The following is a 15674-nucleotide window of genomic DNA, read 5'->3' as shown; positions in this document are numbered from 1 at the left end:
TTCTGCATATCTCCCAGGTCAGCTTCATTCAACCCGCACCCTGCTGCCAGATTGATCGGTGTGGACGTGATATTTCCCTTGAGGCGTGGAAACTGTGACCCTATAGCCAGGAGTCATGACCTCAGCACAAACCTCGTCAGGTTCTGCCGCACCCAGGCAGGCATTATTCCAGGTTTGGGGGCTGACGTTGCTCAGCGTCATTTGTGCTGTCGAAAGACCCGTCTTTTCCGCTAGCGTGGTCTTGATGCGGGCTGCGACTTCTACCGGGAGCGGTGTAGATGTTCCAAAGGAGCTAGAGGGGGCTGATGGGAGATGAGAGGAGTTCTGAAGGGTGGTGGTGTGTACGCCAGAAGACTCTGGGCCAGAGGCAGCCGTTGCGCTGCACCCGGTTAACAAGCCGACTAGAAAAAGCAGGGCGATCGCCCTGACCCATCGCCTCCAACCGTAGCCTATCACCCGCGCCCCAGGCTTTGAGATCATAAATTTGAAGGTCTATTTACCAACTCTTTAATTTTAGCGATCGCCTTGTCCATCAAGCATTTGACCGTCACTAAAAAATCATTTTGGTAACAACACGTAGGGGACTGTATCGAACTTAGTGGCAATTCGTTCACAGCTATGCCAGTTTAGAGGAGTGCTGAATGAGCCACGCACCCACAGATCCGTATTCTCCTGTGTTTATGGTTCTGCGCTCTCGCCCGTTGCGTATGCTGGCGTTGCAGCACGGGTTCACCAAAATTTAACGCTCTGACTCTGCATCTCCTAAGACTTGCAGAGACTATGGGCATTTTGGTTAGCGCCCTGGCAACTGCACGCCTCAATTCTTAAACCCCTGTCAAACTGGAAACATGATTAAAGTTATTGAGCTTTCTGGCATTCTAGATGGCACCCAGGTAGATGCCTTCCATCAGCAAATTAGCGAGGCTTTAGCGGCTGGGGCTTCTGTTATTTTGGTGGACTTAGAGAAAGTAACGTTTATGGACAGTTCTGGGCTGGGCGCTTTGGCAAGTGCCCATAAAAAGGTAAGAACCGCTGGCAAGCGGCTGTCTTTCTGCTCGATTGGCGAACAAGTCAAAATTCTATTCGAGCTGACCAGTATGGATCAGGTGTTTGAAGTATTTGCTGATCGGGCTGCGTTTGATCAGACGGTGCTATCGGGTGCCGTGTCCTGAGGCGAAGCGGGGACTCATCCGCGAAGTGGTTCATTGCTATTGTCTTGAACTAGTTCAGCACTTAACGGGTTAAGTCGCAGCTTAATGAGTGATAAGGGGTGAGGGGCACTGCGTCTCACCCCTTTTGCGTCCCACCTTTTATAGTTGGGACTAATCTAGCTGGGACTAATCTAGCTGGTCCTAATCTAGTGGGGTCTAATAGGAGGCTTGATTTTGAAGGTTTAATTCAGCTTATTGATCATCGATTCGGCCTGTGCCACGCCCTCTGTGTTGCCCTGCTGCTCATAAAGCCGGAGGGCGCTGCGAAAGGCTGCGAGGGCCTCGTTCCGGCGATCGCGCTCCCTCAGCGCCACACCAAGCTTGTAAAATGCATCTCCATTTTCAGGCTCTAGCTCTGTCAACCGCCGGAATGTAATGATCGCCTGGAGATAATTCTCCTGCTCCAGCAATAAGTTGCCTAAGGTCGCATGGGCATCAACTGAATTTGGCTCTGCAAACGTTGCCCGCTGATAAAAGGCGATCGCCTCCTGAAGGTTTCCTTGGGCGCGATACAAGTCTCCAATTTGCAGAAAAATGTTGGCATTCCGAGGTTCCAGTTCGGCGGCTCGGCGCAGCGCACTCAACCCATCCTGCACCCGCCCCGAATTTACCAGCGCCACTCCCAGATTTGCCTGCACCTCGGCCCGCCTGGGAGCTAGATCTGCGGCTCGTTGCAGCATTTCTGCGGCTTCTCGATAGCGAGCTGCCAATAACAGCACCTCGCCCATCGATTCATAAATGCGGGCCGCATTTGCGCCCCGCAATGTGACTGCTCTTTGATAAGCAGCCAGTGCGCCTTCGTAGTCTTGCAAGCGAGATAAGACTACGCCCAAGCCCAAATTAGCGTCTAGATTATTGGGTTCTAGTGTGGTTGCTCGTCGATAGGATTCAGCCGCGCCTCTATTGTCTCCTAGGTTGGCTAGACAAAAGCCAAGCGCGTAGTGAAAGTTGGCGTTGTTGCTATCTAGCTCGATCGCCCGACGATAGGCCGACACGGCTGCCGCATAGTTACGCTCCTGGGCATGGGCGAAGCCAATCGCAGAGTGGATGCGGGCGTTGTCTGGCTCTAGCGCTGCGGCCTGCTCGTAGACGGCGATCGCCTCGCTAAAATTGCGCGATCGCATCAGATCGCGCCCCTGCCGCACTAGCTCGTTGACCCGCCGACTCTGCTCCTGTCGCTGCTGAGGAGTCAGTTGTTGAGCCGTGCTGCCAGAATTTTCAGCCTGGGCGATGGCCAGAGGAGTGTTGACCAAGCCAGCAATAGGCAGAGAGAGAAAAAGGCTGGCGATCGCCGCCACAGAGTTAGAAGTTTTAAAGCTAATCACAGTTCAATCTAGAACAGACTGCAAGCTGATCCACGCTCGTTGACTTTCGTCAACGCAGATCAACACTCGTTAATAATTAGCCGATTTCGGCTGGATTGAAAACAGTAGCCCCCTCGAAACCTCTCGAAAGCTTACGAAATCTCGTTCAAAACTACACAGCTAAAACGGCACTCCAAACGACACTCCCAAAACAGTACCTTGACAGGGGAATGTATCGTCCAACCGTCAGTGCCATATTAGTTTCAGTTGAGCAAGCCAGGGTAAAAGAACGTCAGAACGTTTATCTGCCAGGGCTTTCAACTATACACTATCAACCTGTTGAGGAACTTTAATTATGGCTACTGTTTGTTCTCCCTCCAAAGCAATGCGTGCTGAGGCTGCTGCGGCTGTTGCGTCTCCGGTCGGGGCCCAACCTCCCCAATACGCAGAAACAGAAACCTACTCCCGTAGCATTCTGGGCCCAGTGATGTTTGAACTGTCTGAGCTGCGTGTAGAAGGGACGGCCGATCTGCCTGTGCCCCCCACCTACGTCGCGCCTGGACAGTCTCCTTACATCATCGCGGCTGATGAAGAGTTCGTTTCAAGCGTGAAAATCGTATTCAACCGAACCCCCCTATCATCGCTGCTGATGTGCCTGGGCACCCAGATCTCGATGAACTTCCACTTTGAAGGCCAAGGCCGCAAGGCTACGGAAATTGACCTTCTAGCGGAAATTACAACCCAGAAGGATGTCTACGAGTACGAAGTGAAGCTGTCTGAAGTGCCCAAAAAAGCAGGCCTCACCCCCGGTTTATATGTGGTTTCCGCCACAGCCGAAATTGGCCCTGCCGAACACGAATGCAGCCAGTTCATTCTGGGCTACGGCTACATTGCAGGCACGCTGCTGCAAGTCTACAAAGAGGTCTAAGCGATTGGTTCGTACCATTTCCCCAGAGCATGTGAGCTAGCCACCTGCACTAAGGGGTACTCCTGAAGCTTGAACTCGCTGGTAGGTCTTCGTGACCTACCAGTTTTTTTGCAATCGCACAAGCAACCTAACTGTTGTGGCTGTTGAATATTGCCTGTGCCTCAAACGGGGAATCCAAGGCTGTAGATCTATAGATAAGGACTGGTGAAGCTGGGGTTGAGGCTCGACCTTGCTCTAAAAATAGAGCTAGACGTGAGAGAGGAACAGCATAAGAGCAAATTTTTTCTAAAGACTGATACAAGACACAGCTATTAATTTTTGTGTCTGAATGCGATCGCCATCGACACACTGGGCAATCTAGCTGTTATCCTGATCACTTCTTAAGCTTCTCTTAAGCTATTGATCAAGGCATCGCAGCAGCTTAGAACGCTACTTTCTCGCACGAATTCCCTACTCATTCTGAGGCGATAGAAAATCTAGCTCTCAAGCTGAAACAGTTGCATCCTAACGCGACAGCCATTTTCACAGACCCTCCTCACGACCTATGGAACTTGCGAGCGATTCATACCCAGTTCGAGCATTTATTCGACACAAAGCCAAAATGAGAGTCTTAGAAGCCGAATCAATGGGGATCGGCTGCTTAGCCTTTGATGAGTCTCTTCTTCAAGAGTTGTCAACCACACTCTTCCAGTCAGAACGAGGAGCCGCAATTTTCATCGCCTACCCAAATCGTCAGGCCGCCGAAGCCATCGAGGATCAGTTCGCTCTGGAACTTGCAGAAACCTATCGCTACATCAAGCAGCGGAAGACGGATACTCAAGTGCAACGGTTAAATAGTCTGCTCTAATCTCTTCTAATCACATTGCCTGCACAAAGCTTGAGGCGGCTGGAGAACCAGATAAGCTCTGGGATTATTCAGCCGTTTTCTGCATCACGACCATTAATCCCAATCTCTTCTTTGGGTTCAGGGAACTCAACCTAAAGCCTTGGCAAGAGCATGGAGAGACTCTGAACCTAGCTATCCGCTTCTAGATTTTTGGAAGATGTCAAAGGGAATCATGGGCGATCGCCCCCTTCCAGACTCCAAAAGTCTTATCTACTGGGGGTTTTCAGGATTCCGAGAATGTTTTAGAAAAAGTAGTTGACAGTTATAGGGAGAAGGGGCTACATTAGTAAAGCGGTCGGGAGGACAGCCGAAGCGGAGCAGAAGCGAAGCAAGGCTAAAGTCTCGTCGCCCGAACCTAGAAAAGATAATAGTTTGGAAGCCAGAATAACATCTGTGACCCGTTAATGCAATTGCTAGGGAGTTAATTTCTTAAGAGGCGTGAGCTTTTTAGGAAGCCGAAGCCTTTTAGAGAGACTGACCTAGGTTTAACGAAACAAAAAATCTCAGGACTTGAGTATACAGATAGAGTTTGGGCTATAGAGCCTAGGCTTTTGAGTACTTAAGCTAATGAGTCCGGAACGAGAGTTCTGGAGCCATTCAACTCAACAACATGGAGAGTTTGATCCTGGCTCAGGATGAACGCTGGCGGTCTGCTTAACACATGCAAGTCGAACGGGGTGCTTCGGCACCTAGTGGCGGACGGGTGAGTAACGCGTGAGAATCTGCCCTTAGGACGGGGACAACAGCTGGAAACGGCTGCTAATACCCGATGTGCCGAGAGGTGAAACATTTATGGCCTGAGGATGAGCTCGCGTCTGATTAGCTAGTTGGTGGGGTAAGAGCCTACCAAGGCGACGATCAGTAGCTGGTCTGAGAGGATGATCAGCCACACTGGGACTGAGACACGGCCCAGACTCCTACGGGAGGCAGCAGTGGGGAATTTTCCGCAATGGGCGCAAGCCTGACGGAGCAAGACCGCGTGCGGGAGGACGGCCTATTGGTTGTAAACCGCTTTTGATAGGGAAGAAGCTCTGACGGTACCTATCGAATCAGCATCGGCTAACTCCGTGCCAGCAGCCGCGGTAATACGGAGGATGCAAGCGTTATCCGGAATTATTGGGCGTAAAGCGTCCGTAGGTGGTTGTTCAAGTCTGCTGTTAAAGCGTGCGGCTTAACCGCATATCAGCAGTGGAAACTGGACGACTAGAGTGCGGTAGGGGTCAGGGGAATTCCCAGTGTAGCGGTGAAATGCGTAGATATTGGGAAGAACACCGGTGGCGAAAGCGCCTGACTGGACCTGCACTGACACTGAGGGACGAAAGCTAGGGGAGCGAAAGGGATTAGATACCCCTGTAGTCCTAGCCGTAAACGATGGACACTAGGTGTTGCCCGTATCGACCCGGGCAGTGCCGTAGCCAACGCGTTAAGTGTCCCGCCTGGGGAGTACGCTCGCAAGAGTGAAACTCAAAGGAATTGACGGGGGCCCGCACAAGCGGTGGAGTATGTGGTTTAATTCGATGCAACGCGAAGAACCTTACCAGGGCTTGACATGTCCAGAACCCTTCTGAAAGGAGGGGGTGCCTTCGGGAGCTGGAGCACAGGTGGTGCATGGCTGTCGTCAGCTCGTGTCGTGAGATGTTGGGTTAAGTCCCGCAACGAGCGCAACCCTCGTTTTTAGTTGCCATCATTTAGTTGGGCACTCTAGAGAGACTGCCGGTGACAAACCGGAGGAAGGTGGGGATGACGTCAAGTCAGCATGCCCCTTACGTCCTGGGCTACACACGTACTACAATGCTGCGGACAAAGGGTTGCAAGCTCGCGAGAGCAAGCTAATCCCATAAACCGTGGCTCAGTTCAGATTGCAGGCTGCAACTCGCCTGCATGAAGGAGGAATCGCTAGTAATCGCAGGTCAGCATACTGCGGTGAATACGTTCCCGGGCCTTGTACACACCGCCCGTCACACCATGGGAGTTGGCCACGCCCGAAGTCGTTACTCCAACCCTCGGGAGGAGGACGCCGAAGGCAGGGCTGATGACTGGGGTGAAGTCGTAACAAGGTAGCCGTACCGGAAGGTGTGGCTGGATCACCTCCTTTTAGGGAGACCTACCCACTCTAGAGTCGAACGCACAGTGCAAATAGATTCAGAGTCGGTCATCCCAAGGTCGTTCGGATTACAGATGGGCTTCCAAACTATTTGGGTTCGGTTTATGGGCTATTAGCTCAGGTGGTTAGAGCGCACCCCTGATAAGGGTGAGGTCCCTGGTTCGAGTCCAGGATGGCCCACCTTTGAAAAAGAAAAGCGAAGAATAAGGTAAAAGGACAGGAGCAGGTAAAGCCTCTGTAACGAAGTTTCGAAGACTTTTCTGTAACGAAGTCTGTTCTGTAACGGGTCTTTGAGTTTTGCTTAGAGCCTTGAGAATCGTTTAGGTTTCACTAGGTTTCAGCAACTTTTGTTTTTGTTTTTCATTATTTGGTCTTCTTTCTTCGTTCTTCATTTTTTTGATTTTCGCCTGGGGGTTTAGCTCAGTTGGTAGAGCGCCTGCTTTGCAAGCAGGATGTCAGCGGTTCGAGTCCGCTAACCTCCACTGAGTAAGCTCCAACTTCTTCAACTTGCGATAATTCAGCAACGTCTTTTGTTTAGATAGGAACCGAGAGGTCAAATCTGAATCAAGAGAGCCTGCTGGGTTAGACCAGCCAGAACCTTGAAAACTGCATAGAAAATTGTCAGGTAGCAGACAGCGAAAGTTGGCGGAAGAGCGACAGCCTGCCGTCGATTGAAGCTGTCACTATCACAGACACCAATGTAAGCAAGACAAAAGCGAAAAAGTGGTCAAGATAGAACGGGCACATGGTGGATGCCTTGGCACACAGAGGCGATGAAGGACGTGATTACCTGCGAAAAGCGCCGGGGAGCTGGCAACGAGCTTCGATCCGGCGATGTCCGAATGGGGAAACCCCCAGGGGTATCCCCTGAATCCATAGGTGCGGGAGGCGAACCCGGGGAACTGAAACATCTAAGTACCCGGAGGAAAAGAAATCAACCGAGATTCCCTCAGTAGTGGCGAGCGAACGGGGAACAGCCTAAACCAGGGGTTTTAACTCCTGGGGTTGTGGACAGCGATATGGACTCTAGCGGCTAGACGAAGCAGCTGAATACTGCACCAGAGAAGGTGAAAGTCCTGTAGTCGAAAGCTTAAAGATACTAGCTGAATCCCGAGTAGGCCGGAGCACGTGGAATTCCGGTTGAATCATCGAGGACCACCTCGAAAGGCTAAATACTCCTGTGTGACCGATAGTGAACCAGTACCGCGAGGGAAAGGTGAAAAGAACCCCGGGAGGGGAGTGAAATAGAACATGAAACCGTCAGCCTACAAGCAATCGAAGCCCGATTAAACGGGTGACGGTGTGCCTGTTGAAGAATGAGCCGGCGACTTATAGGCACTGGCAGGTTAAGCCGAGAATGGCGAAGCCAAAGCGAAAGCGAGTCTGATAAGGGCGAAAGTCAGTGTTTATAGACCCGAACCCCGGTGATCTAACCATGGCCAGGATGAAGCTTGGGTAAAGCCAAGTGGAGGTCCGAACCGACTGATGTTGAAAAATCAGCGGATGAGCTGTGGTTAGGGGTGAAATGCCAATCGAACCGGGAGCTAGCTGGTTCTCCCCGAAATGTGTTGAGGCGCAGCGGTAGAGATTATAGCGGGGGGGTAAAGCACTGATTCGGTGCGGGCTGCGAGAGCGGTACCAAATCGAGTCAAACTCTGAATACCCCGTGTACACTCTGCCAGTGAGACGGTGAGGGATAAGCTCCATCGTCAAGAGGGAAACAGCCCAGACCACCAGCTAAGGTCCCCAAATCATCGCTAAGTGGCAAAGGAGGTGGGAGTGCATAGACAACCAGGAGGTTTGCCTAGAAGCAGCCACCCTTAAAAGAGTGCGTAATAGCTCACTGGTCAAGCGCTCCTGCGCCGAAAATGAACGGGACTAAGCGATGTACCGAAGCTGTGGGATATATCTATCGATGTATCGGTAGGGGAGCGTTCTGTAGTAGTTAGAAGCATCAGCGGAAGCAGGTGTGGACGAAGCAGAAGTGAGAATGTCGGCTTGAGTAGCGCAAACATTGGTGAGAATCCAATGCCCCGAAATCCCAAGGTTTCCTCCGGAAGGCTCGTCCGCGGAGGGTTAGTCGGGTCCTAAGGCGAGGTCGAAGGACGTAGTCGATGGACAACAGGTTAATATTCCTGTACCGATATGCAGTTGTGCAGAGGGACGGAGAAGGCTAACACAGCCAGAGGTTGGTTACTGGTTCAAGCGTCCGAGGCGATGAGGAGCGGCGAAAACGTTCCGAGCTGAGGCGTGAGTACGAGGGGATACGTCCCCGAAGTGTGTGATGTCAGGCTTCCAAGAAAAGCTCTAAACACGTTAACTGCCTATTGCCCGTACCCTAAACCGACACAGGTGGGTGGTTGAGAATACCAAGGCGCGCGGGAGAACCCTCGCTAAGGAACTTGGCAAACTAGCCCCGTAACTTCGGGAGAAGGGGTGCCTAGGCAACTAGGTCGCAGTGAAAAGCCTCTGGCGACTGTTTATCAAAAACACAGCACTCTGCAAACACGAAAGTGGACGTATAGGGTGTGACGCCTGCCCGGTGCCGGAAGGTTAAGTGATGGGGGTCAGCGCAAGGCGAAGCTCTTGATCGAAGCCCCGGTAAACGGCGGCCGTAACTATAACGGTCCTAAGGTAGCGAAATTCCTTGTCGGGTAAGTTCCGACCTGCACGAAAGGCGTAACGATCTGGGCACTGTCTCGACGAGGGACTCGGTGAAATTGAAGTGGCCGTGAAGATGCGGCCTACTCGCAGCAGGACAAAAAGACCCCGTGGAGCTTTACTGTAGCCTGGCATTGCGTTCGGGTGTTGATTGTGTAGGATAGGTGGGAGGCGGAGAAGCCGGACTTGCGGGTTTGCTGGAGCCGACGGTGAAATACCACCCTGAGTGCTCGACGTTCTAACCTAGGCCCGTAATCCGGGTCAGGGACCGTGTATGGTGGGCAGTTTGACTGGGGCGGTCGCCTCCCAAAGGGTAACGGAGGCGCGCAAAGGTTCGCTCAGGCGGGATGGAAACCCGCCGTAGAGTGCAAAGGCATAAGCCAGCTTGACTGCGAGACGGACAGGTCGAGCAGGGACGAAAGTCGGCCTTAGTGATCCTACGGTCCCGAGTGGAAGGGCCGTAGCTTAACGGATAAAAGCTACCCCGGGGATAACAGGCTAGTCTTCCCCAAGAGTTCATATCGACGGGAAGGCTCGGCACCTCGATGTCGGCTCGTCGCATCCTGGGGCTGGAGAAGGTCCCAAGGGTTGGGCTGTTCGCCCATTAAAGCGGTACGTGAGCTGGGTTCAGAACGTCGTGAGACAGTTCGGTCCATATCCGGTGCAGGCGTAAGAGTATTGAGAGGATTCTTCCTTAGTACGAGAGGACCGGGAAGAACGCACCGCTGGTGTACCTGTTATCGTGCCAACGGTAGACGCAGGGTAGCCAAGTGCGGAGTGGATAACCGCTGAAAGCATCTAAGTGGGAAGCCCACCTCAAGATGAGTACTCTCATGGCATAAGCCAGTAAGGTCACCCGCAGAACACGGGTTGATAGGCTCTAGATGGAAGTGCAGTGATGTATGAAGTCGAGGAGTACTAACAGACCGAGGGCTTGACCTCATTTTCGTATCTTGTATGATTTGATGTCTGGATGATTTTCTATGCAGCCTTCTGGGTTCTCTCTTCTAGGAAGCTCTTCTTGCAAGAGGGCTTCTCGAGTGGAAGAGAGTCTAGACAGCCCAATAAGTTTCCTGGTGCCTATGGCGGTGTGGAACCACGCTCATCCATCCCGAACTGAGTTGTGAAACGCATCTGCGGCGAAGATAGTTGGTGGGTAGCTGCCTGCAAAAATAGCTCGGTGCCAGGGCGATAATAAGAACCCCCTCGGAGTTAATCATCCGAGGGGGTTTTGTTTGTCTGAACAAAGCTCCTCAACAAGAAGTCGGGGAGCTTTGTCAGGGTTCTGTTAGCTTTGAGTGTAGTCTTTTAGCTTGATAGGAACCGGCTGCACTTTCCAGATGTTTTGGCAGTAGTCGCGGATTGAGCGATCGGACGAGAATTTGCCCATGCGGGCCGTGTTGAGGATGGACATGCGAGTCCAGTGATCCCAATTTCGGTAGGCTTGACTGACTTGCTCTTGGCAATCGATATAGGACTGATAGTCTGCTAGGAGTAGGTAATCGTCTTTGTGGAGCAAGTTGTCTACGAGTGGGCGGAAAAGACCTGTGTCTCCGTGTGAGAAGAAGCCAGAGGCGATGCGGTCGATGACTTGGCGCAAGTCGTCATTGCTTTCGTAGTAATCCATTGGTCTATAGCCGGCTGCTTTTTTGGCGGCGACTTCTTCCGTGGTTAAACCAAATAGGAAGAAGTTTTCGGCTCCGACTTCTTCACGGATTTCGACGTTAGCGCCGTCTAACGTGCCAATTGTGAGCGCTCCATTCATTGAGAACTTCATGTTGCCTGTGCCTGAGGCTTCTTTGCCTGCGGTGGAGATCTGCTCTGAGAGGTCGGCGGCTGGATAGACTCGCTGGGCGAATTTTACGTTGTAGTCTTTGAGGAAAATGACCTTAAGCCGTCCGGCGACATCGGGATCGCGATTAACCACTTCTCCGATGGAGTTGATGAGTTTGATGATGAGCTTGGCCATGTAGTAACCCGGAGCTGCCTTGCCGCCGAATAAGAAGGTACGGGGCGTGATTTCAGCGCTGGGATTTGCCTTAATGCGGTTGTAGAGGTGGATGATGTGGAGTGCGTTGAGGTGCTGCCGCTTGTATTCGTGAATCCGTTTTACTTGGATATCGAACAAAGATGAAGGATCGACTTCGACATCTGTTTCCGACTTGATGTGGTTTGCCAGGTCTTGTTTGATGGCTTGCTTGATTTGTCGGAATTCGTAGCGGAATCCGGGATCGTCTGCGAACTGCTCAATGTGGCGCAGTTCATCGAGATGCTTAATCCAGTTGTCTCCGATTTTGCTGGTGATGAGGTTTGTGAGGCGGGGATTGCTCAGTACGACGAAACGACGCGGAGTGACCCCGTTGGTGACGTTGGTGAATTTCTCCGGATACATGTCGTAGAAGTCTTTTAGCACGGTCTGTTTGACCAGTTCGCTGTGGAGTGCGGCAACCCCGTTGATGGCGCTACTGCCGACACAGGCGAGGTTGGCCATGCGGACATACTTTTCGCCGCTTTCGTCGATGAGCGAGAGACGGCTGAGGCGGCTGGGATCGTTGGGAAATTTGATGCGTACATCGTCGAGGAAGCGACGGTTGATTTCGTAGATGATTTCGATGTGGCGGGGGAGCAGTTCTGAGAAGAGCTTTAGGGGCCAGCGCTCTAGGGCTTCTGGGAGGAGGGTGTGGTTGGTGTAACCGAAGGTGCGGGTGGTGATGCTCCAGGCTGTGTCCCATTGCATTCCGTGTTCGTCCATGAGCAGACGCATGAGTTCTGCGACGGCGATCGCCGGATGGGTGTCATTTAACTGCACCGAGAATTTTTCAGAAAACTGCTCCAGCGGCATCTTCTGCACCTGGAGGATGCGAATCATGTCTTGCAGAGAGCAGGAGACAAAGAACATCTGCTGCTCTAGCCGCAACACCTTGCCCTGGTATTGTTCATCGTTGGGATAGAGGACTTTGGAGATATTTTCGGAGTTGCTCTTTTGATGAACTGCGCCGAAATAGTCGCCAGAGTTGAACGCGCCAAAGTCAAAAGATTCGGTGGCTTCGGCAGACCAGAGGCGGAGGGTGTTTGCGGTGTTGACTTTGTAGCCCAGGATCGGGGTGTCGTAGGGAAGCCCTTTGACGACTTTGAAGGGCACCCAGCGGACGCGGTAGTTACCATGCTCATCGATAAATGATTCTGTGTGGCCGCCATATTTCACCTCAACGGCCCAATCGGGACGAGCAATTTCCCAGGGGTTGCCGTAGCGCAGCCATTTGTCGGTGATCTCGACCTGCCAGCCGTCGCGGATTTCCTGGTCAAAGATGCCAAATTCGTAGCGGATGCCGTAGCCCAGAGCAGGAATTTCTAGCGTGGCTAGAGAGTCGAGATAGCAGGCGGCGAGGCGACCTAGACCGCCGTTGCCCAGACCGGGTTCTTCTTCCTGCTGGAGTAGTTCGTTGAGGTTTAGCCCCAGTTCGGTCATGGCTTGATTGATCTGGTCGTAGATGCCGAGGTTAATCAGATTGTTGCCCAGGTGCGGGCCCATGAGGAATTCGGCGGAGAGGTAGCAGACGGTGCGGGCTTGGGTGTTGGTGTAGGTTTCGGCGGTGTTGAGCCAGCGGCGCAGGAGGCGATCGCGCACGGTGTAAGCTAGCGCCATGTAGTAGTCGTTTTTGGTGGCGAGGGCTGGAAATTTGCCCTGGATATAGAACAAGTTGTCTAGAAACGCTCGTTTTAGGGTTTCAATCGATAGCCCAGTACGATCGTCTTCAATTTGCACCGAGCCGGAAGGGGGGGTGGGTAACGTCTGCATGGTAAAAATTCTGGGTGAGTTGGATATTTCTACGGCTTGGAGGATTGAGGGGGGCAATAAGAGAAAAAAGTCCTGAAATTCGGAAAATGCTGCCAGCAAACAAGGTGGTTAGCAGAGCGATCGCCCGTCCCAGGGATATTTCAAGACTGCTCAAGACTGCGCTCCCAAAAGGCGGAATCTCAGACCTAAAGCCAAGCGGTCTATTGCCCGAAACCTTAAATCAGTAGGCAATAGACCGCTCAGCATCAACTCAAAGACCTTAGTAAGGCCACTTCCAGTTCACAATATCGGGACGATCAATCCCGTACTCAAATGCATAGTTGCGGCAGGCAATCTGCTCGTCCTTGAGCTGCTCTTTGGCGTGGGCACCTGCATTTTTCAGCTTGGGCACCCGGTCAATCACATCAATGGCAATGCTAAAGCGGTCAATCTGGTTGCAAATTGCCAGTTCCAGCGGCGTGTTAATGTTGCCCTTCTCCTTATAGCCGCGCACATGCAGGTTTTCGTGGTTGGTGCGGCGATAGGTGAGGCGGTGAATCAGCCAGGGGTAGCCGTGGAAGTTAAAGATAATCGGCTTATCTGTTGTGAACAAGCTATCAAAGTCGCTATCGCTCAGGCCGTGGGGATGCTCCGTGGCGGGCGTCAGCTTGAACAAGTCGATCACATTGACAAAGCGGATCTTCAGGTCGGGGAAAGCTTCCCGCAGCATCACCGAAGCAGCCAAAGACTCCTTGGTAGGAATGTCGCCTGCGGTCGCCAGCACCACGTCTGGCTCCTCGCCTGCATCAGTGCTAGCCCATTCCCAAATGTCGATGCCCTTTGTGCAGTTGCGAACAGCGGCATCCATGTCGTGATACTGCAAATGCATCTGCTTGTCTGACACAATGACGTTCACATAGTTCTCACTCTTGAGGCAATGATTTGCCACCGATAGCAGCGAGTTGACATCCGGCGGTAGGTAGATGCGAACAACTTCAGGACTCTTATTCAGAATCACATCCAGGAAGCCCGGATCTTGGTGAGTAAAGCCGTTGTGATCTTGCCGCCACACTGTCGAAGTAATCAGCAGATTCAGCGACGACACCTCTTTACGCCAGTTGATATGGTTGCAAATTTCCAGCCACTTGGCGTGTTGGCCGACCATCGAGTCGATGACGTGGGCAAAAGATTCGTAGGTCGAGAAGAAGCCATGACGACCCGTGAGCAAGTAGCCTTCCAGCCAGCCCTCTAGAGTATGTTCGCTGAGGATTTCCATGACCCGACCGTCAGGAGATAGCTCACCGCCATCTAGATCCTCAGGCAGGAATTCTGCAATCCAGAACTTTTTGCTGACATCGTAGACCGCGTTCAGCTTGTTGGAGGTGTTTTCGTCAGGGCCAAAGACGCGGAAGTTATTCATGTTGTTCTTCATCACGTCTCGCAGGAACACGCCCAGCGGGCGGGTGTTTTCGGCTTCGACCACGCCAGGGCGATCGACCGGAATGCCGTACTGGCGAAAGTCGGGCATATTTAGCTCGCGCCGCAGTAAGCCGCCGTTGGCGTAGGGAGTCGAGCCAAGGCGCTTGTTGCCTTCAGGCGCGACCTCACGGATGTAGGGGAAGACCTTGCCGTTTTCATCAAAAAGTTCTTCCGGCTTGTAGCTCCGCATCCATTCCTCGAGGATGCGCTTGTGTTCTTCGTTGCCATGCATAGAACTCATCGGCACCTGGTGCGATCGCCAGAATCCTTCGACCTTGTGCCCATCGATCTCACCAGGGCAAGTCCAGCCCTTGGGGGTTCGCAGCACAATCATCGGCCAGCGGGGGCGAGTTGCAACGCCACTACTGCGGGACTCGTGCTGAATCCGCTTGATTTCAGACACGCAATGATCTAGCGTAGCCGCTAGCGCCTGGTGCATGGATTCTGGCTCAGAGCCTTCGACAAAGTAGGGTGTCCAGCCATAACCCCGGAACAGCGCCTCCAGCTCCTCGTGGCTAATCCGCGCCAGGATGGTCGGGTTGTTAATCTTGTAGCCGTTTAGGTGCAGCACGGGCAGCACTGCGCCATCGCGGATCGGATTGAGGAATTTGTTGGAATGCCAGGAGGTTGCCAGGGGGCCGGTTTCAGCTTCACCATCTCCAGGCATTGTCACCACAATCAGGTCTGGATTATCAAAAGCCGCGCCAAAAGCGTGAGAAATGCTGTAGCCCAGCTCGCCGCCTTCATGAATGGAGCCAGGTGTTTCGGGAGTGCAGTGGCTGCCAACGCCGCCGGGGAACGAAAACTGCTTGAAGAAGCGCTTCATTCCTTCAACATCTTCGGTGCAATGGCTGAAGTAGTGGGAATAGGTTCCTTCTAAATAGCAGGGGCCGAGGAAGCCGGGTGCGCCGTGACCCGGCCCGACCATGAACAGCATGTCTTGGTCAAATTTTTTGATAATGCGGTTGAGGTGGGTGTAGAGAAACGCGATGCCGGGGCTAGATCCCCAGTGCCCCAACAGGCGCTGCTTAATATGCTCGTCCTTGAGTGGTTCTCGCAGTAGTGGGTTGTCGCGCAGATAGATCATGCCTAGCGCCAGATAGTTTGCAGCACGCCAAAAAGCGTGCATTTTCCACAGCTCATCAGGGCTGAGGGGGGTGCCCTGCACCGTGGAGCGGGCGAGTCCAAAGCTGCTGATTGAGGTTTCGGTGGTGGGTCTTTCGGAGGAAGCTACCATAAGCTCGTTATCTCTCAAACGCATTGAATGTAGAGCGGGACAAATACGGTCAAGCTGGAAACTGAAAGCAAACGAAACTTCGGATG

Annotated in this window: 7 protein-coding genes, 2 tRNA genes and 3 rRNA genes; 8 read left to right on the top strand and 4 right to left on the bottom strand. The window is 52.7% G+C overall.

Annotated features, from left to right (window positions below; genetic code table 11):
• Nucleotides 1–24 precede the first annotated feature (24 nt).
• Entirely contained in the window at nt 25–480 is a 456-nt protein-coding gene (locus O77CONTIG1_RS24305) for a hypothetical protein (RefSeq protein WP_156435045.1), read from the bottom strand.
• Between the two features lie 368 nt (nt 481–848).
• On the opposite strand from O77CONTIG1_RS24305, the gene O77CONTIG1_RS08040 reads away from it, so the two are divergent.
• Complete coding sequence (locus tag O77CONTIG1_RS08040; RefSeq protein WP_068509580.1) at nt 849–1172, top strand: STAS domain-containing protein; 324 nt, start codon at nt 849–851, stop codon at nt 1170–1172.
• Between the two features lie 221 nt (nt 1173–1393).
• On the opposite strand, the gene O77CONTIG1_RS08035 is transcribed toward O77CONTIG1_RS08040, so the two are convergent.
• Nucleotides 1394–2536: a tetratricopeptide repeat protein gene (locus O77CONTIG1_RS08035; RefSeq protein ID WP_068509578.1), complete on the bottom strand. Its 1143-nt coding sequence runs from the start codon at nt 2534–2536 to the stop codon at nt 1394–1396.
• 334 nt (nt 2537–2870) lie between these two features.
• Between O77CONTIG1_RS08035 and O77CONTIG1_RS08030 the strand changes: the two genes are divergently transcribed.
• The 7 genes from O77CONTIG1_RS08030 to rrf all read left to right on the top strand — a co-directional run bounded on the left by O77CONTIG1_RS08030 (nt 2871) and on the right by rrf (nt 10283).
• Complete coding sequence (locus O77CONTIG1_RS08030; protein ID WP_225894716.1) at nt 2871–3443, top strand: hypothetical protein; 573 nt, start codon at nt 2871–2873, stop codon at nt 3441–3443.
• A 544-nt stretch (nt 3444–3987) separates the two neighbouring features.
• Nucleotides 3988–4290: a hypothetical protein gene (locus O77CONTIG1_RS08025; protein WP_068509572.1), complete on the top strand. Its 303-nt coding sequence runs from the start codon at nt 3988–3990 to the stop codon at nt 4288–4290.
• 646 nt (nt 4291–4936) lie between these two features.
• Nucleotides 4937–6424: ribosomal RNA gene (locus O77CONTIG1_RS08020) — 16S ribosomal RNA — on the top strand.
• Between the two features lie 115 nt (nt 6425–6539).
• A tRNA-Ile gene (locus O77CONTIG1_RS08015) sits at nt 6540–6613 on the top strand.
• A gap of 229 nt (nt 6614–6842) precedes the next feature.
• Nucleotides 6843–6915, top strand: a tRNA-Ala gene (locus O77CONTIG1_RS08010).
• A 243-nt stretch (nt 6916–7158) separates the two neighbouring features.
• Nucleotides 7159–10036 (top strand): 23S ribosomal RNA (locus O77CONTIG1_RS08005).
• A gap of 130 nt (nt 10037–10166) precedes the next feature.
• Nucleotides 10167–10283, top strand: a 5S ribosomal RNA gene (rrf, locus tag O77CONTIG1_RS08000).
• Together the 16S, 23S and 5S rRNA genes with 2 tRNA genes alongside form the textbook arrangement of a ribosomal RNA operon.
• A 99-nt stretch (nt 10284–10382) precedes the next feature.
• Here the strand turns inward: rrf and O77CONTIG1_RS07995 are convergent.
• Both O77CONTIG1_RS07995 and O77CONTIG1_RS07990 read right to left on the bottom strand, forming a co-directional pair.
• Complete coding sequence (locus O77CONTIG1_RS07995; protein WP_068509569.1) at nt 10383–12893, bottom strand: glycogen/starch/alpha-glucan phosphorylase; 2511 nt, start codon at nt 12891–12893, stop codon at nt 10383–10385.
• Nucleotides 12894–13152: 259 nt separating this feature from the next.
• Entirely contained in the window at nt 13153–15588 is a 2436-nt protein-coding gene (locus O77CONTIG1_RS07990; RefSeq protein WP_068509566.1) for a phosphoketolase, read from the bottom strand.
• Nucleotides 15589–15674: the final 86 nt, after the last annotated feature.

The sequence above is a fragment of the Leptolyngbya sp. O-77 genome (assembly GCF_001548395.1).
Classification (GTDB): domain Bacteria; phylum Cyanobacteriota; class Cyanobacteriia; order Elainellales; family Elainellaceae; genus Thermoleptolyngbya.
Note: the sequence above shows the minus strand (reverse complement) of the source record. Positions and strands in the feature narration are given on the sequence as shown.